The 17,729-nt window shown below is 64.0% G+C and carries 14 protein-coding genes; 7 read left to right on the plus strand and 7 right to left on the minus strand.

Annotated elements, in window-relative coordinates; all coding sequences use genetic code 11:
• The 3 genes from NEI07_RS11565 to NEI07_RS11575 form a co-directional block, all read left to right on the plus strand.
• Window positions 1-561, plus strand: a 561-nt coding sequence (locus NEI07_RS11565; protein ID WP_256034714.1) for a heparinase II/III domain-containing protein, incomplete at its 5' end; no start/stop codon positions are given.
• Window positions 562-589: 28 nt separating this feature from the next.
• Entirely contained in the window at window positions 590-2,182 is a 1,593-nt protein-coding gene (gene purH / locus NEI07_RS11570; RefSeq protein WP_256034716.1) for a bifunctional phosphoribosylaminoimidazolecarboxamide formyltransferase/IMP cyclohydrolase, read from the plus strand.
• Between the two features lie 69 nt (window positions 2,183-2,251).
• Complete coding sequence (locus tag NEI07_RS11575; RefSeq protein ID WP_256034718.1) at window positions 2,252-2,581, plus strand: cellulose-binding protein; 330 nt, start codon at window positions 2,252-2,254, stop codon at window positions 2,579-2,581.
• A 69-nt stretch (window positions 2,582-2,650) separates the two neighbouring features.
• On the opposite strand, the gene NEI07_RS11580 is transcribed toward NEI07_RS11575, so the two are convergent.
• The 3 genes from NEI07_RS11580 to ptsP all read right to left on the minus strand — a co-directional run bounded on the left by NEI07_RS11580 (window position 2,651) and on the right by ptsP (window position 6,427).
• Window positions 2,651-2,914 (minus strand): hypothetical protein, encoded by a 264-nt coding sequence (locus NEI07_RS11580; protein WP_123177523.1) that lies wholly within the window; start codon window positions 2,912-2,914, stop codon window positions 2,651-2,653.
• 121 nt (window positions 2,915-3,035) lie between these two features.
• On the minus strand, window positions 3,036-4,106 hold the full coding sequence (prfA, locus tag NEI07_RS11585) for a peptide chain release factor 1 (RefSeq protein ID WP_256034720.1): 1,071 nt from the start codon (window positions 4,104-4,106) through the stop codon (window positions 3,036-3,038).
• A gap of 56 nt (window positions 4,107-4,162) precedes the next feature.
• Entirely contained in the window at window positions 4,163-6,427 is a 2,265-nt protein-coding gene (ptsP, locus tag NEI07_RS11590; RefSeq protein ID WP_256034722.1) for a phosphoenolpyruvate--protein phosphotransferase, read from the minus strand.
• A 319-nt stretch (window positions 6,428-6,746) separates the two neighbouring features.
• On the opposite strand from ptsP, the gene NEI07_RS11595 reads away from it, so the two are divergent.
• The 3 genes from NEI07_RS11595 to ligA are packed head-to-tail and all read left to right on the plus strand — an operon-like array spanning window position 6,747 to window position 12,352.
• A complete protein-coding gene (locus tag NEI07_RS11595; RefSeq protein ID WP_328516980.1) occupies window positions 6,747-9,614 on the plus strand; it encodes an EAL domain-containing protein in 2,868 nt (955 codons plus the stop codon).
• Between the two features lie 9 nt (window positions 9,615-9,623).
• On the plus strand, window positions 9,624-10,217 hold the full coding sequence (locus NEI07_RS11600) for a 2-hydroxychromene-2-carboxylate isomerase (protein ID WP_256034724.1): 594 nt from the start codon (window positions 9,624-9,626) through the stop codon (window positions 10,215-10,217).
• A gap of 41 nt (window positions 10,218-10,258) precedes the next feature.
• Window positions 10,259-12,352, plus strand: coding sequence for an NAD-dependent DNA ligase LigA (gene ligA, locus NEI07_RS11605; RefSeq protein WP_256034726.1), 2,094 nt, complete (start codon window positions 10,259-10,261; stop codon window positions 12,350-12,352).
• A gap of 295 nt (window positions 12,353-12,647) precedes the next feature.
• Here ligA and NEI07_RS11610 read toward each other — a convergent pair whose 3' ends face one another.
• The 4 genes from NEI07_RS11610 to NEI07_RS11625 all read right to left on the minus strand — a co-directional run bounded on the left by NEI07_RS11610 (window position 12,648) and on the right by NEI07_RS11625 (window position 16,805).
• Window positions 12,648-13,295, minus strand: coding sequence for a sterol desaturase family protein (locus tag NEI07_RS11610; protein WP_256034727.1), 648 nt, complete (start codon window positions 13,293-13,295; stop codon window positions 12,648-12,650).
• Between the two features lie 3 nt (window positions 13,296-13,298).
• Window positions 13,299-14,294, minus strand: coding sequence for a fatty acid desaturase (locus tag NEI07_RS11615; protein WP_256034728.1), 996 nt, complete (start codon window positions 14,292-14,294; stop codon window positions 13,299-13,301).
• Window positions 14,291-15,502, minus strand: coding sequence for a hypothetical protein (locus NEI07_RS11620; RefSeq protein ID WP_256034729.1), 1,212 nt, complete (start codon window positions 15,500-15,502; stop codon window positions 14,291-14,293). The genes NEI07_RS11615 and NEI07_RS11620 overlap by 4 nt, the downstream gene beginning before the upstream one ends.
• A 64-nt stretch (window positions 15,503-15,566) precedes the next feature.
• Window positions 15,567-16,805, minus strand: a complete 1,239-nt coding sequence (locus NEI07_RS11625; RefSeq protein ID WP_256034730.1) for an aminotransferase class I/II-fold pyridoxal phosphate-dependent enzyme — start codon at window positions 16,803-16,805, stop codon at window positions 15,567-15,569.
• Between the two features lie 229 nt (window positions 16,806-17,034).
• Between NEI07_RS11625 and ccmA the strand changes: the two genes are divergently transcribed.
• Window positions 17,035-17,700, plus strand: coding sequence for a heme ABC exporter ATP-binding protein CcmA (gene ccmA / locus NEI07_RS11630; protein ID WP_256034732.1), 666 nt, complete (start codon window positions 17,035-17,037; stop codon window positions 17,698-17,700).
• The last annotated feature ends 29 nt before the right edge of the window (window positions 17,701-17,729 follow it).

A 17,729-nucleotide genomic window follows, 5' to 3' on the forward strand; every position in this document is an offset into this window, starting at 1 on the left:
GCGCATTCGACGCTCGTCGTCGGCGACCGCTCCAGCGCCCGCATCGCGCCGCAGAGCGCGCCGCGCCGGCGCGCCGGGCGCGTTCTTGGCGGCCCGCGCAACACCGAGGTCGAGCGCCGCCGTCTCGACGGCGAGACGACTCTCCTGTTGTCGCATGATGGCTATGCGCGCGATTTTGGCCTTGTCCACCAGCGCGAACTGACCCTTCCGGCCGATGGCTCAGCGCTCCTCGGCGTCGATCGGCTCATCGCTGCGGAGCGCGGCGGAAGTCATGCGCAAGCGGGCGATTTCGCGCTGCGCTTTCACATTCATCCGCGCGTGCGCATCGCGCCGAACGCCGACGGCGCAATCGAGCTCACGCTCGCCGATGGCGAAATCCTCATCTTTGAAGCGCAAGACCTGACGCCCGAAATCGAAGACAGTATTTTCTTCGCCGCGCCCGGCGGCGCGCGCAAATGCGCCCAAATCATTGTGCGAGGGGCGGCGGCTCCGGGGGCCGAGATCGTTTGGAGTTTCCGGCGGCGCGCAGGCGCGCAGGTTCCTCCCGGCGGCAAGGTATGATAAGCGCGGCGCCAGTTAGGAGTATGCAATGCCCGTCGATTTGCGCCACGTCGCGCGCGCGCTGATTTCCGTTTCCGACAAAGCAGGCCTTGTCGAGTTCGCACGCGTTTTGGCGACGCATGGGGTGGAGCTTGTCTCCACCGGCGGCACGCGCAAAGCGCTCGCAGAGGCGGGTCTCGCGGTTCGCGACGTGGCCGATCTCACGCAGTTTCCGGAGATGATGGACGGAAGGCTGAAGACTCTGCATCCCAAGGTGCACGGCGGCCTTCTGGCGATCCGCGAGAATCCCGAACATGAAGCGGCGATGCTCGCGCATGACATCCGGCCGATCGATCTGCTCGTCGTCAATCTCTATCCCTTCGAGTCGGCGCTTGCGAAAGGCGCGCCGTTCGAAGAATGCGTCGAAAACATCGACATCGGCGGGCCGGCGATGATCCGCGCCGCGTCGAAGAATCACGACGACGTCGCGGTCGTCGTCGATCCCGATGATTACGTCATGCTCATCGAGGAGCTCGCGGCGACGAAGGGCGCAACGCGGCTCGCGACGCGCAGGCGGCTCGCGCAGAAGGCGTTCGCGCGCACCGCCGCCTATGACGCCGCGATCTCCAATTGGCTCGCGCAGCAGATCGGCGAAGCCTCGCCGCCGCTACGCGCCTTCGGCGGACGACTCGCCGAGCCGATGCGTTACGGCGAAAATCCGCATCAATCTGCGGGCTTCTATCTTACCGGCGAGAAGCGGCCGGGCGTCGCCACGGCGCGCCAGATTCAGGGCAAGCAGCTTTCGTATAACAACGTCAATGATACCGACGCAGCTTTCGAGTGCGTGGCGGAATTTGATCCGACGCGGACCGCCGCCGTCGTCATCGTCAAACACGCCAATCCTTGCGGCGTCGCCGAAGGCGCGACTCTTGTCGACGCCTACGCCAAGGCGCTGCGCTGCGATCCGACGTCCGCCTTCGGCGGCATCGTCGCGCTCAATCGCAAGCTCGACGCCGACGCGGCGCGCGAGATCGTCAAGATTTTCACCGAGGTGATCATCGCGCCAGACGCCGACGAAGAGTCGATTTCGATCATTGGCGCCAAGAAGAATCTGCGCCTGCTGTTGACTGGCGGCGTTCCAGATGCGCGCGCGGCGGGCTTGACCTATCGCTCCGTTTCGGGCGGCTTTCTTGCGCAATCGCGCGACAACGCCGTCGTCGATGAGATGAACCTGCAGGTTGTGACGAAGCGCCAGCCGACGGCCGAGGAGCTTGACGATCTCAAATTCGCTTTCCGCGTCGTGAAACACGTCAAGTCGAACGCTATCGTCTACGCGAAGGGAGCCGCCACGGTTGGAATCGGCGCTGGACAAATGTCGCGCGTCGACTCATCGCGCACCGCCGCGCATAAGGCGCAGGAGGCCGCGCGCGTGGCGGGGTTGACGACAAGTCTCGCGAAAGGCGCCGTCGTCGCCTCCGACGCTTTCTTTCCCTTCGCCGACGGATTGCTGGCGGCGGCGGAGGCAGGCGCGACGGCCGTCATCCAGCCCGGCGGCTCCATGAATGATAAGGACGTGATCGCCGCGGCGGACGCGCAGGGCCTCGCCATGGTTTTCACTGGCGTGCGCCACTTCAAACACTAGCGATCGACACTAGCCATGCGCCGGGCGATCCAGCTAGAATGGCCGCTTGACGCGAAACGGAGTTCAAAAATGCGTAAATCTTTGAAACTGGCGTTGGGCCTCGCGTTCATTTGCGCGGTCACCTCGAGCGACGCTCTGGCGAAATCGAAACAAAGCGCGCCTGTCGCGACGGGTCGAGTCACCGCGACGCAGGGCGAGGATTTTCAGATTCCTCTGCCGCATAATCTGACGACCGGCAAAGACTGGCTCGACGACGGCGCGGCCCCGGACGCGGCGAAGGGAAATCTGCAGCCCAATCGTTACGCCAACGACAATTACTTCCTGGAGCAGCAGGATTTCTCGCTGCAAGATCCGCAGCGCTACAATGAAATCGGCCAGTATTTCGATTACGGCTGGTGAGCGGCGCGCGCCTGACATGAAAAGGCCGGCCTGGGCCGGCCCCTTCCTGACGATGGGATCTTGGCCGCGTCAGCACATCGGCACGGCGCGGTAGCCGATGACATAGCCACGGCGGCTATAGATCGGCTCGCGAACGTAATCGCAATCCGGCTCGCTCGCGGCCGCCGCCGCCACTGCGCCCAATGCGAGCGCGCCGCCGACGGCGTAAGGCGCCCAGCCATAGCCGTGATGGTGCCACTTGGACCAGGCCAATGCCGGCGTGGCGCTCGCGATCGCCCCCAACATGACGCTGGCGGCGAGGCTCGTAGAGACGATCTTTTTCAATGTGGACATGAGGTTCTCCTCGGCGTTCTCACTCGTCACTTGGCGAGTAGACGCACTCTAGCGAGAGCCTCCCACGATGTTCGTGCGTCGGCGCACAGGACGCATGCGCATGTTCTTTGGCGGCGCGCCTCTACGCCTCGCTCTGCGCGAGGAGTTTTTGCTGATGATCGGTCGTCAGCGCGTCGATGATCTCGTCGAACTCGCCTTCCATCACGCGGTCGAGCTTATACAGCGTGAGATTGATGCGATGATCGGTGACGCGTCCTTGCGGAAAATTATAGGTGCGGATTCGCTCGGAGCGATCGCCTGAGCCGACCTGCTGTTTGCGATCGTCCGAACGTTCCTTGTCGAGGCGCTGGCGTTCGGCGTCATAGAGACGCGAGCGAAGAACGTTCATCGCCTTGGCTCTGTTGCGATGTTGAGAGCGCTCCTCCTGCATCATCACCACGATGCCGGATGGAATATGGGTGATGCGGATGGCCGACTCGGTCTTGTTGACGTGCTGGCCGCCGGCGCCTTGTGCGCGCATCGTATCGATCTGCAAATCCTTCTCGTCGATGTCGACGTCAACGTCCTCGGCCTGCGGCAGCACCGCGACCGTCGCGGCCGACGTGTGGATGCGGCCCTGCGTCTCGGTTTCCGGGACGCGCTGGACGCGATGCACGCCCGACTCGAATTTCAGCCGGCCATAGACTCCGCGACCGATGATCTCGGCGACGATTTCCTTGAATCCGCCAAGCTGGCCGGGGCTTTCGGACACGATCTCAATGCGCCAGCCCTTGAGCGCCGCATATCTTTGATAGGCGCGGAAGAGATCGCCGCAAAAAAGCGCCGCCTCGTCGCCGCCCGTGCCGGCGCGCACTTCCAGAATGACGCCTTTCTCGTCTGCTTCGTCCTTCGGCAGAAGCGCCAGTTTCAGCGCGCTTTCCGCTGCAGCGAGTCGTTCGTGCGCGGCCTCCGTCTCGCTTTCAGCCAGCGCGCGCATTTCGGCGTCGAGCGAGGCGTCGGCGATCATGGCGGAAAGATCGTCGCATTCCTTCTGCGCCTCGCGATAGGCGCGAATCCTGTCGACGACCGCGTCGAGCGCCGCGCGTTCGCGCGAGAGCGTGGCGAACGCCTGCCCATCGGCGCCGACCGCGAGCTTGTCGCCGATCTCGTCGTAGCGGCGCAGAATGAGGTCGAGCTTGTCTTGAGCGAACATGGGGAGGGGGTTTCTCGAGCAATGGTGACGACGACGGCGTGACGAAAGGAGGCTCGCTACAAGGGCACGCCGCGCGCGATCGCATAATCGCGCAATTGCTCGCGCACCGAAGCGCTGCCGTCGTCGGACGCGAGCAGCGAGGCGAGATACACCTGCGCCTCTTCGAGATTGAGATTGAGGATCATTGACTTGACCGGACCGATGGCAGAGGCCGCCATCGACAGCGAGCGGTAGCCGATGCCGAGCAGCGCCAGCGCCTCGAGCGGGCGGCCGCCCATCTCGCCGCAGAGCGTCACCGGCGCGTTGTGCCGCGCGCCGGCCGTGACGATGCGCTCGAGCGCGCGCAGCACCGGCCGCGAGAGATTGTCGTAGCGCTTCGAAACGCGCGTGTTGTCGCGGTCGGCCGCATACATGTATTGCACCAGATCGTTCGATCCGACCGACAGAAAATCCGCGCGTTCGGCGATAAGATCGATTTCCCACAGGAGCGACGGCACTTCCACCATCGCGCCGAGCTCCAGGCGCGTCGGCGGCGGGTGGCGATGATGCGTGATGTGCTCGAGCTCCCGCAGCGCAATCGCCTTCGCGGCGTCAAATTCCGCGACATTGGCGATCATCGGAAACATGATGCGCAAATTGCGATGGGCGCCCGCCTTCAGCATCGCGCGCAGCTGCATGCGCAAAAGCCCCGGCCTGTCGAGGCCGATGCGGATGGCGCGCCAGCCGAGAGCAGGGTTCTCCTCTTCGATCTTCGCCATATAGGGAAGGATTTTGTCGGAGCCGATGTCGAGCGTGCGAAATGTGATCGGCTTCTCCGGCGCGGCGTCGAGCACGGCTTTGTAGAAGCGATATTGCTCGTCCATGCGCGGAAAGCGCGGCGCGAGCATGAATTGCAACTCGGTGCGGAAGAGTCCGATCGAATTTGCGCCGGTTTCACGCAGATGCGGCATGTCGATCGCGAGGCCGGCGTTCATGTGCAGCGCGATTTCGACGCCGTCCTTGGTGACCGCCGGCACGTCGCGCAGCTTGGCGTATTGCTCCTGACGCCGCGCCCGCAGCCGCGCCTTTTCAGCATAAGCGCTCTGCACGTCGGGCTGCGGCCGGACATGCACTTCGCCGGTCGTGCCGTCGACGATGATCGGATCGCCGGTTTCGACGATGTCGATCAGGCCGGCGACAAGCCCAACGGTGGCGACGCCTAGCGCGCGCGCGACGATGGCGACGTGGCTCGTTGGCCCGCCTTCCTCCAGCACGAGGCCGCGCAGCCGCTTGCGGTCATAGTCGAGAAGCGCCGCCGGCCCCATGTTGCGCGCCACGATGATCGCGTTTTCCGGCACGCTGTCGCGATCGGCGACGTAGCTCTGACCCGTCAGCTGATGCAGCAGCCGGTTGGCGATATCGTCGAGATCGTGCAGGCGGTCGCGCAGATAGGGATCGGTCTGGCGCTGCATGCGCGCGCGCGCGTCGTTCTGGACGCGCTCGACCGCCGCCTCCGCCGTCAGCCCGGTCATCACCGCTTCGCGCAGGCGGCGCACCCAGCCGCGGTCATAGGCGACCATGCGCACGGTTTCGAGCACGTCGCGCGGCTCGCCGGCGGCGATGCGGTCGCTATGCGCGACGAGCTCGTCGATCGACTGGCGCATCGCGTCGATCGCATGTTCGAGCCTCGCGAGTTCAGCGGGCATGTCCTCGGCGACGAGCTGCTTGATGACGACGCGCGGCTCGTGCAGCAGCACATGGCCGAGGCCGACGCCTTCCGCCATCGGCGCGCCTCTCAGCGACGCCGGGCGATACAGCGCGAGATCGCGCGGGTCTTCGATCGCCTGCAATTCGCCCGAGGCGATGAGCTCGGCGAGCAGCATCGCCGTCGTCTGCAGCGCCTCGATCTCTTCTTCCGAATAAACGCGGCGCACCTTGTTCTGCACGACAAGCACGCCGAGCGTGTTGCCGCCGCGCAGGATCGGCACGCCAAGGAAGGAGTGATAGGCGTCTTCGCCCGTCTCAGGCTTATAGGAGAAGGAGGGATGCTCCTGCGCCTCGGAGAGGGCGAGAGGCTCGGCGCTCTTGGCGATCAGGCCGACAAGTCCTTCGCCCGCGTGCATCGTGGTGAGATGCACGGCCTCGCGGTTTAGGCCCTCCGTGGCGTAAAGCTCCAAGCGCTGGTCGGCGCGCAGCACATAAACGGAACAAACCTCGGCGACCATATTCGCGGCGATCTGCACCACGATCTTGTCGAGCCGCGCCTGCGCGCTCACCGGTTCCGCGCTGATCTCGCGGAGGCGGCGCAGCAGAAGGCGAGGGCCGCCGAGAGCGCTTCGCATCCAATCCGTTCCCGTTTTCCCAGAACTTCGCGGGTGGGCACACCGCAAAAAAACCGCCATGCGTCTGCAGATTGCGACGGTGGCCTTCAAGCAGCGTATATTGGCGCCGTCCGCGCTCCGCAAGCGCGGCCAAGAAGCGCAGCGACGCAAGGAACATACCGTTATTGCAAAGCTTGGCGAATCGGCTTGCCGACAGGGCTCGAAGCCTCTACCACTTTCCGATCAGAGTCTGGCGATGACAGCCCGCTCACGCGCTTGGCGCCCGCCATCGGCCGCGCCAGACGCGTTCTCCGAGCCTGCGGCATCGAGAAGAGAGTTCGTGCGTCTGAAAAAATACCTGATTGCGCTCTTTTTGTTCATCCTCTCCGCTCAGGCCGTCGCCATGGAGTCGGTGCGGGTGCCGCAAGGCGCGCGGGCGATCGATCTCACCAATGTCGTTGAGAAACATTCCTCGCAGGGCGACCGCCTGCAGGTCTCGACCGCGCCCGGCTCAGACGGCATCGTCCGCCGTATCGAGGTCGGCGCCAAGGAGGCCGGCAGCCAGCCCAACTGGATCGTTTTCGCGCTCACCAACGACACGGATGAGCAGATCGAGCGCCTGATCGTCGCCCCGCATTACCGGCTGCAGGGCTCGGGAGTCATCTGGCCCGATCTCGGCTCGACGCGCATCACGGCGATCACGGCCAGCCAGGGCTTTCCGCCCGAGGCCGAAGACGCCTCCGACGCCGACGTTTTCCGGCTGACGCTCGACCCCGGGACCACGGTCACCTATGTCGCGGAGCTGCGCACGCCGAACCTGCCGCAGCTCTATTTGTGGGAGCCAGCCGCCTATAAGGACAAGGTGACGAGCCTGACGCTCTACAAGGGCATCGTCATCGGCATCGCCGGCCTGCTCGCGCTGTTTCTGACCATTGTCTTCGTGGTGAAAGGCGCCGTCATCTTCCCGGCGGCGGCGGCGCTCGCCTGGGCGGTGCTGGCCTATGTGTGCATCGATTTCGGCTTTTGGGACAAGATTTTCGGCTTTGACGCCAACGCCAACCGAATCTGGCGCGCCGGCGCCGAGACGGTTCTCTCGGCGACGCTCGTCGTCTTCCTTTTCGCCTATCTGAACCTCAACCGCTGGCATGTGCGCGCCTGGCACGTCGCCGCCCTGTGGCTGCTGATCCTGCTGGACCTCGTCGGCCTTGCGGTATTCGACGCGCCCGTCGCCGCGGGCGTCGCGCGCATCTCGCTGGCGACGGCCGCCGTCATCGGTTTCGTGCTGATTCTCTATCTCGCCACGCACGGCTTCGATCGGGCCATCATGCTGATCCCGACGTGGTTCCTGCTGGCCGTGTGGGTGGCGACGGCGGGATTTGCGGTGGCCGGCTGGGTCACCAACGACCTGGTGTCTCCGGCGCTCGTCGGCGGCCTGGTGCTCATCGTGATGCTGATCGGGTTCACGGTGATGCAAAACGCCTTTGCCGCCGGCGGGCTGTCGCACGGCGCCATCAGCGACGTCGAGCGCAAGGCCCTCGCGCTCACCGGCGCGAATGAGATCGTGTTCGATTGGGACGTTCCGTCGGACCACATCTACGTCAGCCCGGAAGCGGAAGCGGCGCTCGGGCTCGACCGCGGCGGGCTCGAGGGCGCCGCCTCCTCATGGCTCGATCTGCTGCATCCCTTCGAGCAGGACCGCTATCGCGCCTGCCTCGACGCCATTCTGGAGCAGCGGCGCGGCCGCATCAATCAGGACTTCCGCCTGCGCGCAGCTGACGGCCATTACCTCTGCTACCGGCTGCGGGCGCGGCCTGTCGTCGGCCCCGACGGCGAGGTGATCCGCGTCGTCGGCACGCTCAATGACGTGACCGACGAGCGCAACGCCCAGGAGCGGTTGCTGCACGACGCCGTGCGCGACAATCTCACGGGCCTGCCGAACCGGGAACTCTTCTTCGACCGGCTGGAGGCCGCCCTGATTCTCGCGCGCATGGAAAAGGACGTGCGCCCGACGATCCTCGTCATCGACATCGACCGCTTCAAGCAGATCAACGAGCAGGTCGGCATGGCCATGGGCGACAGCATTCTGCTCACAGTGGCGCATCGCCTGACGAGGCTGTTGCAGCCTCAAGACACGCTGGCGCGACTTTCCGGCGATACATTCGCGATCATCCTGGTCTCGGAATCGCACGCCGACCACGTCATCTCCATCGCCGATTCGGTGCGCCGCGCGCTGTCTATTCCGGTGCGCTTCACCGATCGCGAGATCGCGCTGTTCGCCTCGATCGGCATCGCGCTCTATGACCAGCAGACGCATCCCGGCGCCGGCGACATGCTGGAAGACGCCCAAATCGCCATGCGCCACGCCAAGCGCTCGGGCGGCAACCGCATCGAAGTGTTCCGCCCGGCCATGCGCGCGCAGCGCTCCGACCGGCTGACGCTCGAAGCCGATCTGCGGCGAGCGTTGGAGCGCAGCGAGATCAAGGTTTTCTTCCAGCCGATCGTCAGGCTCGAAGATCGCACCATCGCCGGTTTCGAGGCCTTGCTGCGCTGGGACCATCTGCGCCTGGGTCGGCTCGAGCCTTCCGAATTCCTTCCCATCGCCGAGCAGACGGGGCTGATCGTCGACCTCGGACTTTTGGCGCTGGAGCGCACGGCGCGCGAACTCGCGGCCTGGCAACGCGCGCTTGCGGTCGATCCGCCGATTTTCGCCACCGTCAATGTTTCGTCGCGCCAGCTCTTACGCCACGACCTCCTGCGCGACGTCAAAAGCGTGTTGATGCGCAATGACATCGCCAAAGGCAGCCTCAAACTCGAACTGACCGAGAGTCTGGTGATGGAGAATCCCGAATATGCCGCGCAGATGCTGGCGCGCATCAAGGAGCTCGGCGCGGGGCTGTCGCTCGACGATTTCGGCGCCGGCTATTCGTCGCTGGCCTATTTGCAGCGCTTCCCCTTCGACACGATCAAGATCGACCGTTCCTTCATCAAGCAGTCCGGCAAGGGCGCGCGCCCCGTCATTCTGCGCTCGATCATCGCGCTGGCGCAGGATCTCGGCATGGACGTCGTCGCCGAGGGCGCGGAGACCGAGCAGGATGCGATCGAGCTTTATCAGCTCGGCTGCGGCTTCGCGCAGGGCTATGCCTTTGGGCGCCCGATCAGCGCGCGGGATGCGCGCCGCCTCGTCGGAGCCGCGCCGGAAGCGGCGTAGGTCGACGCGATGGCGGAGAAACTCGAATTCTGGTTCGAATTCGCAAGCACATATTCTTACGTCGCCGCGGAAGAGATCGAGAAAATGGCCGCCGCCGCTCGCATCGAGGTGGTGTGGCGACCCTTTCTTCTTGGGCCGATCTTCGCCGAGCAGGGCTGGCGGGATTCACCCTTTAATCTCTATCCGGCAAAAGGCGCCTATATGTGGCGCGACATCGAACGTCTCTGCCAGAGCAAGGGCATTGCGTGGCGCAGGCCTAGCGCCTTTCCGCGCAACGGCCTTTTGGCCGCGCGGGTCGCAACCGCGTTGGATGGGACGGATAAGCTTGCTGCTTTCGTTCGGGCCGTCTATCGCGCCAATTTTTTCGATGACCTCGACATCTCGGAACACTCCGTCCTGAAGGATATTTTACGGGGTCTCTCGCTCGATGAGGAGGCGACTCTTAACCGCGCCAATGACGAGTCCGTAAAGCGATTGCTCAGAGCGCGTACGGATGAGGCCAGGAGTCGGGGCGTGTTCGGCGCGCCGAGCTTTTTTGCAAAAGAGGAACTATTCTGGGGTAGCGATCGATTAGAATTCGCTCTTTCAGCCCTGAAAGAATAGAGCGCCGCCTGGCGCGCCCAATCGACCGGATGGTCCAGCATATGGCCAACTCGCCTCCCGAGCCTTCCCTTTCCGAAGCGCGCGCCGAACATGCGCGGCTGCAGGAAGAGATCGCCGCGCATGATCGCCGATATTACCAGGAGGACGCGCCGACGATCTCCGACGCCGACTATGACGCGCTGCGCCGTCGCTACGAAGAGTTGGAAAGAGCTTTCCCCGAGCTCGCCACGGCGCAGTCGCTGACGAAGACAGTCGGCGCGAAGCCCTCTGAAAAATTCGCCAAAGTGAAGCACGCCGTGCCGATGCTTTCGCTCGGCAATGTTTTCTCCGACGAAGAGGTCGAGGAGTTCGTCGCGCGCGTGCGCCGCTTCCTGGGTCTGCGCGACGGCGCGCTGCGCTTCACCTTTGAGCCGAAGATCGACGGGCTGTCCTGTTCGCTGCGCTACGAGAAAGGCCATCTCGTGCAGGCGGCGACGCGCGGCGACGGCTATGAGGGCGAAGACGTCACCGCCAATGTGCGAACGATCGGCGAGATTCCGCAACGGTTGCGCGGCGATCATTCCGACGTTTTTGAAGTGCGCGGCGAAGTCTATATGACGCATAAGGATTTTGCGGCGCTCAACATGCGGCAAAAGGACTCTGGCAAGACTCTCTTCGCCAATCCGCGCAACGCCGCCGCTGGTTCTCTGCGGCAGCTCGATTCGAAGATCACAGCATCCCGGCCGCTGCATTTCTTCGCCTATGGTTGGGGCGAGACGTCCGCGCTGCCCGCGAATACGCAGCTGGGCGTGCTTGAGGCGCTGCGTGGTTACGGGCTGCCCGTCAATCCGCTGACGACGCTCTGCGAGAGCGCGGAAGACATGCTCGCGCATTACCGTTCGATCGAAACGCAACGCGCGACGCTCGGCTATGACATCGACGGCGTCGTCTACAAGGTGAATGACATCGCGCTGCAGGAGCGGCTCGGGTTCGTCTCGCGCGCCCCGCGCTGGGCGGTGGCGCATAAGTTTCCGGCCGAACGCGCGAGGACAATTTTGCGCGACATCGAGATTCAGGTCGGACGCACGGGCGCGCTGACGCCGGTCGCAAGGCTCGAACCGGTGACGGTCGGCGGCGTCGTCGTGCAGAACTCGACGCTGCACAACGAAGATGAGATCGCGCGCAAGGATATTCGCATCGGCGACACCGTCGTCGTGCAGCGGGCGGGCGACGTCATTCCGCAGATCGTCGAGGTGGTGACGGAGAAGCGGCCGCACGGTGCGAAGCCCTATCAATTTCCGCATGTCTGCCCGCGCTGCGGCTCGGCGGCGCTGCGCGAGATCGACGAAAAGACAGGCGAAGCCGATGTCGTGCGCCGGTGCACGGGTTCGCTCGTCTGTCCGGCACAGGCGATCGAGCGGTTGAAACATTTCGCCTCGCGCAACGCCATGGACATTGAAGGTCTTGGCGACAAGCAGATAGAGCTGTTCTTTCAGGAGGGCCTCATCCGCACGCCCTCCGACATTTTCACGCTGGAGGAACGCGACCGCGCGAGCCTCACCAAAATCAAAAACCGCGAGGGCTATGGCGAGACCTCGGTGCGCAACCTCTTTGCCGCGATCGAGGCGCGCCGAAGCGTTCCAATCAATCGCTTCATCTTTGCGCTTGGCATGCGCCATGTTGGCGAGACTAATGCGCGCCGGCTGGCGCGCCATTTCGGCGATTTCGAGTCGCTGCGCGATACCGCGCGCGATGCGGCGCCGGGCAGCGAGGCGCGCGCCCGCATCGATTCGATCGATGGCGTCGGACCCGTCGTCGCCGAGGCGTTGCACGATTTTTTCGCCGAGCCGCACAATGAGCGCGAGCTCGACGCGCTGCTGAAACACGTCACGCTGGAGCCGATGCCGGCGGTTGCGTCCACATCGCCCGTCGCCGGCAAGACGGTGGTGTTCACAGGCGCGCTGGAGCTGCTCACGCGCGATGAAGCCAAGGCGCAGGCCGAGCGTTTTGGCGCGCATGTCGCGGCGTCGGTGTCGAAGAAAACCGATCTCGTCGTCGCCGGTCCCGGCGCGGGCTCGAAGCTCAAGAAGGCTGCGGAGCTGGGGATCGAGGTGATTGCCGAAGACGAGTGGTTCAAGCGGACCGGGCAGGGGTGAGGGTCGTTCACCCTCTCCCAAAGGGAGAGGGTCGGTCCGAAGGACCGGGGTGAGGGGTAATCCCCTTCAGCAGTTATACGAAATCCGTTTGAAGGGCTCGGGTGTCATTCTCGACGCTCGCGAAGCGAGCGATCGGGAATCCAGAGCAAGACAGCTTTTCTGGATTCCCGGTCAGGCCTGCGGCCTGCCGGGAATGACACGGCCCAAGAGAACGGATCAGCCGGATTCAGCATTACCCCTCACCCGGCTGCTTCGCAGCCACCCTCTACCCATGGGAGAGGGTAAGATCGCGCCCTCACACCGCCCTTGTTCCAGGCGTCTCGTCTTTCCGATAGGCGGTGCCGAACACATAGTCCCACCAGATCGCGTGAACGCCGAAGCCTTTCTCGGCGTCGCGGAAATGATGCAGCATGTGCAGGCGCTTCACCAAGCGGCCGAAGTCGGACTTCGGCTGACCGTGATGCGTCCAGTAGTGCACGCAATCATAGATCACGTACCCCATGATGAAGCCGGCCAGCGCTGGCCAGGCGAATGTCGCGCCGAAGAGCACGCGGGCGCAGACGAGCGCGATCAGCATGATCGGCGCCGAGAGCAGCGGCGGCATGACGAGCCGCAGCGGGTCATTGGGATAGATGTGATGCACGCCGTGGATGAGGAACTGGAAGCGCGGCCCAAGCCCGAAAGGCAGCGCGAACACGGTGTGGAAGAGGTAGCGGTGGCCGAAATATTCGGTCAGCGTCCAGCCGAGATAGCCGATGACGAGGCCAAGCACGACCAGCGTCACGCTGTTGAGCGTCAGGGAATAGATCAGCAGGCCGAGAATGATCGGGCAATAGAAGATCACCGGCGTCAAATGGTGCACGCGCGACAGCTTGTCGAGGAGATCGCTCTCGAAGAGGCGGGGCGAAGCGTCGAGCGCTTCTGTTCTTGCGTCCTGCGTCATGACCTACTCCGCCGGCGCTATGGCGGGAGCCTCGCGCCCGGCCGCCTGCATCACATTTTCCGACCGTGTTCCCAGCGAATAGGTCGGATCGAAGATGAAGGTGACGAGCAGCGCCAGCCAAGAACGATGGCAACGCAGATCGTCATAGAACTCGGGCGCCATCGCCTTCAGCTCCGGCAAACGGTTCCACGGGATTTCGTGAAAGTCGTGATGCTCGTTGTGGTAGCCGATGTTGAGCGCGAGCGTATTGAGCGGCCCGTAATAGTCGAACGTCCCCTGGTCGGGGCCGAAGGCGAAATGCTCCTGCAGCCAGCGCGCGCTCAAGGGATGCAGGCCGCCGACCGAGAACCAGAAGGAAAAGAACAGATAGAGCAGGGCGTTCCATCCGAACGCCCAGAGCACGAAAAGATCGAAGAGGGCGATGACGGCGATATTGATATAGGTCCAGGTTCCCCAGATCGGCACCGTGCCTTTCAGACGCGACAGTCGCGCAAGCTGGATCGCGGGGAAGAAGAAGAGCCACGCGGCTTTGCGCCAGGCGCTATTGCCAACCCATTCGACTTCCCAGCGGCTCGGAATGTCGGCGTCATAATCATAGGCCGACAGATGCGAATGATGCTTGATGTGATAGCAGCGAAAGCCCATCGCCGTCGGAAAGGCATTGGGAAGATCGGCGAGGATCGCCGTCCATTTATTGGCGAGCGGGTTCTCGAAGACGCAATTGTGGATCGCGTCGTGGATGATGACAAAATTAGCGTGATTGGCGAAGGCGCCGATGCAGATCGCCATTAACAGCGACAGCCACCAATAGGAGAGGCCGAGCGAACCTAAAATCGCGGCGATGACGAGCTGACCGACGAAAATCGCCGCCGTGATCTTGAAAGTCACGGGGTCCTTTCCGAAGAGCTGGCGCACTTGCGGATATTTTTCGAGGATCAGCTTGCGCCGTTCGACATGCGAGCGGTCGGCGCCATTGGCGGTGACGGATATGCCGTTCATGACGTTGCATCCTGTAGCTGAGTTGCCGTGACGCCGTCGCGCATACGCATCGCCTCGCCACCGCCGACCGTGAGGCGCTTTTCATAGATGCGGTGAATCTTGTCGACCTTGCCGCCGAACATTTCGATCGGCCGGCGCATGTCGGCGTTGCTTTCCAACACCCAGCCCGCTTCGAGATGCGGAATGCGGATTTTTGCGTGGCGCCGCCGCATCTCTTCGACCAGCGACAAGAAGATCGCGCCGCCGGTCGCGCTTTTTTGCAGCGTCTTTCGCGTGCCAAGCAGCAACAGCCGCGCCGATTTGAACTGATGCGAGCGGAACCGCTTAAACGCGCGCGCCCAGCCGAAGGGGAACAGACGGCCGTTGAGATCGGCCAAAATCTCATTGAGATTGGGAAGCGCGATCGCAAAGGATTGCGGAACGCCGTCAAGCTCGACGACGATGCCGAAATCCGCCGGCACAAGATATTGCAGCGCATCGGCGTCGGAGTCGAATTCTTCCTTGGTGAAGGGCACGAAGCCCCAATTTCCGCTCCAGCCGTCGTTGAACAGCTCGGCCATCAGCGCGGTCTCGCCCTGCTTCAAGGCCTTCATGTTCAAAGGCCGAAGTTTCAAGCGATCGCGCCATTCGCGCCGCGTTGAAATGCGCGCCGGCTTGTCGCTCTCGTCGCTCGAAATTTCGAAGCGGTAGGACAAGAGGTCCTGCGCCTTCTCATACCCCAGCGCCTCGAGATGGCGCGAGAGATAGGGCGGATGCCAGGGCATGAAAAACATCGGCGTGGCGTCGAAGCCATCGACGAGCAGCCCGCATTCCCTGTTGATCGAGGGCGTGAAAGGACCGTTGATCCGCTCCGCGCCCTTGGCGCGCAGCCAGTCCTCGGCGGCCTGGGTCAGCGCGCGCACGACCTCGATGTCGTCGATGGCGTCGAGCGCGCCGAACTGCGCGTTGGAGGCGCCGACCGGCGTGACGCCGGGCTTATAGATTTGCGCCATGACGCGGCCGACCCACTGGCCGTCGCGGCGGGCGAGAAATTTCTTCTCTTCGACGAGCTTGTAATGCGGATTGAGCATATGCGCGAAGACTGTCCAACACTGGACGTCGAGCGGCGGCGCGTAGCCCTCCGCGCCGGCATAGAGCAATCGCGGCAGCCTGCAGAAGGTCGCAAAGCGCAAAGGGCCGTCGACCGGAAGAATCTCGATCCGCGCCATAAGATAAGTCCTAGCGGCCCAAGGGCCGTAATCGAAAGCGTCATAGTGACGCGGGAGAAGGAAGTTAGCCGCCCGCCATCGCCGCGGCGACGATCTGATGCGCCTCTTCCGTCACCGGCGGCATGTCGCGCAGCGTCTGGATGACGCCGCGAATTTCCGCTTCGCTGTGGCCCGCGGAGAAGAAGAAGCGCAGCCGCGGCCCGTCTTTCGGCACGCCGATGCGCACCACCGGCGGCACGTAATAGCCGTTCTCCAACAAATGCTGCGACGCCCACATCGTCTCGACGTCGCTCGAGAACAGGATCGGCACGACCCCGCGGCCGATCGCCGGCCCGGTCGAGAAGCCCGCTTCATGCGCGACCGTGCGGAAGAGTTCGGCGTTCGCGGCGAGTTTGGCGATGCGCCAGGTCTCTTCCTGCATCAGCCGCAGCGCCGTGCGCGCGGCGGCGAGAATGACGGGCGACAGGCCGACGCTGTAGACGAAGCCCGGCAGCGTGTAGCGGAACCAGTCGATGACCTGCTTCTTGCCGCAGACATAGCCGCCGCAGGACGCGAGCGTTTTCGACATGGTGCCGACGATGAGGTCGATGCGCGCGGGATCGACGCCCTGATGTTCGGCGAGGCCGCGGCCCGTCGCGCCGAGCACGCCGAGAGAATGCGCCTCGTCGACAAGCAGCCAGACCTGAAATTTTTCCTTGATGGCGAGGAGCCGCGGCAGGTCGGCGGTGTCGCCGTCCATGCTGTAGACGCCTTCCACCACGATCAAAACGTTGCGGTATTCCTCGCGGTGACGCGCGAGCAGATGTTCGAGATGATCTAAATCGTTGTGGCGGAATTTGACGACCTGCGCCGGCGCGCCGTCGGCGCCCGCGACGATGCTGTTATGCGCGAGTTCGTCGATGAAGATCGCGTCGCGCTTGCCGCTCATCAGCCAGGCGATCGTCGTGACATTGGAGAGATAGCCGGAGACGAGCGTCAGCGCGCTCTCCATGCCCAGGAATTCGGCGATCTCCGCTTCGAAGGGCTTGTGCGTCGTGCGCTCGCCGCCGACAAGCCGGGAGGCCAGGGCGCCAACGCCCAGCCCGTCGACCTCGCGCTTTGCTTCCTCGCGGATCCGCGGGTGATTCGCGAGCCCGAGGTAGTCGTAATTGGCGAAGCTGACGAAATGCTTGCCCTGCGCCTCGAACTCGGCGCGCAGCCTGTCGATCTGGGCGAAGAACGGATCGCTGAACTCCAGCAAGGCGTTGCCAGCAAAACGGAATCGCCTTGCCGCGTAATCCTCTAAGCTCTTATGCTTCGTCACTTATTGGGCAATCCCTGAATAACGGGCGCGCCGCGCGCTATTGGCGAGAACTTGGGCCGCTGAGCGCCCAAGAAAGGGTCTGCGCTGCTTAGCATTCCCGTCCCGTCTGCGCCAGCGGCGCGGCGGGAGAACGCCGCAGCGCTTGAGGCGCGAGCGGACGGGGCCCTCGCCAGGGCGCTCTCTGTCGTCCCGTCTGGCGGAGTCGATCGCAAAGCTCTATGCGGAGCGCATGTCGATCGATGTGTCCCAGCCCGTTCAGCCGCCCGTCGATGGCGCTTTGCGACTTTGCGTCGACGATCTCGGCGTTTTGCGCGGCGGCAGGCGCGTCCTCGATCGCGTGAGCTTTTCGCTCTCCGCCGGGCAGGCGCTGATCGTGACGGGTCCCAACGGCGCCGGAAAGTCGACGCTGCTGCGGGCCTTGGCGGGACTCCTGCCGCGCGCGGAAGGCTCGATCGCCCTCGAAGGCGGGCCGCCAGACGTCGAACTGCCGCAGCAGGCGCATTATCTTGCGCATAACGACGGACTGAAGTCGGCGCTGACGATCGAAGAGAACCTCGATTTCTGGTCGCGCTATCTCGCTCAAGGGCCGGACGGGCGAAGCCACACAATCGACGCCGCCCTCGCGATCGTCGGCCTTGGGCATGTCGCTGGCGCGCCATTCGGCGTGCTCTCCGCCGGCCAGAAGCGGCGCGCGGCGCTGGCGCGTCTCCTCGTCGCCTTCCGACCCCTCTGGCTGCTCGACGAGCCGCTGACCGCGCTCGACCGCGCCTCGCGCGAGAAATTCGCCGTCGCGATGCGCGATCATTGCGGCAACGGCGGAATGATCGTCGCCGCGACGCATGAGCCGCTGGGGCTCCAAGAGGCGAAGGAATTGGCCCTGGGGAGCGCAGGATAATGCTGCGTTTCAGTTTGCGGCTTCTTGCC

The sequence above is a fragment of the Methylocystis suflitae genome (genome assembly GCF_024448135.1).
Taxonomy (GTDB): Bacteria; Pseudomonadota; Alphaproteobacteria; order Rhizobiales; family Beijerinckiaceae; genus Methylocystis; species Methylocystis suflitae.

What these genes read in the sequence shown, in the direction of transcription:
- ligA (WP_256034726.1), top strand. Translation starts at nt 10,259, where the DNA reads ATGGCCAACTCGCCTCCCGAGCCTTCCCTTTCCGAAGCGCGCGCCGAA.
- prfA (WP_256034720.1), bottom strand. Translation starts at nt 4,106, where the DNA reads ATGTTCGCTCAAGACAAGCTCGACCTCATTCTGCGCCGCTACGACGAG.
- NEI07_RS11610 (WP_256034727.1), bottom strand. Translation starts at nt 13,295, where the DNA reads ATGACGCAGGACGCAAGAACAGAAGCGCTCGACGCTTCGCCCCGCCTC.
- NEI07_RS11600 (WP_256034724.1), top strand. Translation starts at nt 9,624, where the DNA reads ATGGCGGAGAAACTCGAATTCTGGTTCGAATTCGCAAGCACATATTCT.
- NEI07_RS11620 (WP_256034729.1), bottom strand. Translation starts at nt 15,502, where the DNA reads ATGGCGCGGATCGAGATTCTTCCGGTCGACGGCCCTTTGCGCTTTGCG.
- purH (WP_256034716.1), top strand. Translation starts at nt 590, where the DNA reads ATGCCCGTCGATTTGCGCCACGTCGCGCGCGCGCTGATTTCCGTTTCC.
- NEI07_RS11575 (WP_256034718.1), top strand. Translation starts at nt 2,252, where the DNA reads ATGCGTAAATCTTTGAAACTGGCGTTGGGCCTCGCGTTCATTTGCGCG.
- ccmA (WP_256034732.1), top strand. Translation starts at nt 17,035, where the DNA reads ATGTCGATCGATGTGTCCCAGCCCGTTCAGCCGCCCGTCGATGGCGCT.
- NEI07_RS11580 (WP_123177523.1), bottom strand. Translation starts at nt 2,914, where the DNA reads ATGTCCACATTGAAAAAGATCGTCTCTACGAGCCTCGCCGCCAGCGTC.
- NEI07_RS11615 (WP_256034728.1), bottom strand. Translation starts at nt 14,294, where the DNA reads ATGAACGGCATATCCGTCACCGCCAATGGCGCCGACCGCTCGCATGTC.
- ptsP (WP_256034722.1), bottom strand. Translation starts at nt 6,427, where the DNA reads ATGCGAAGCGCTCTCGGCGGCCCTCGCCTTCTGCTGCGCCGCCTCCGC.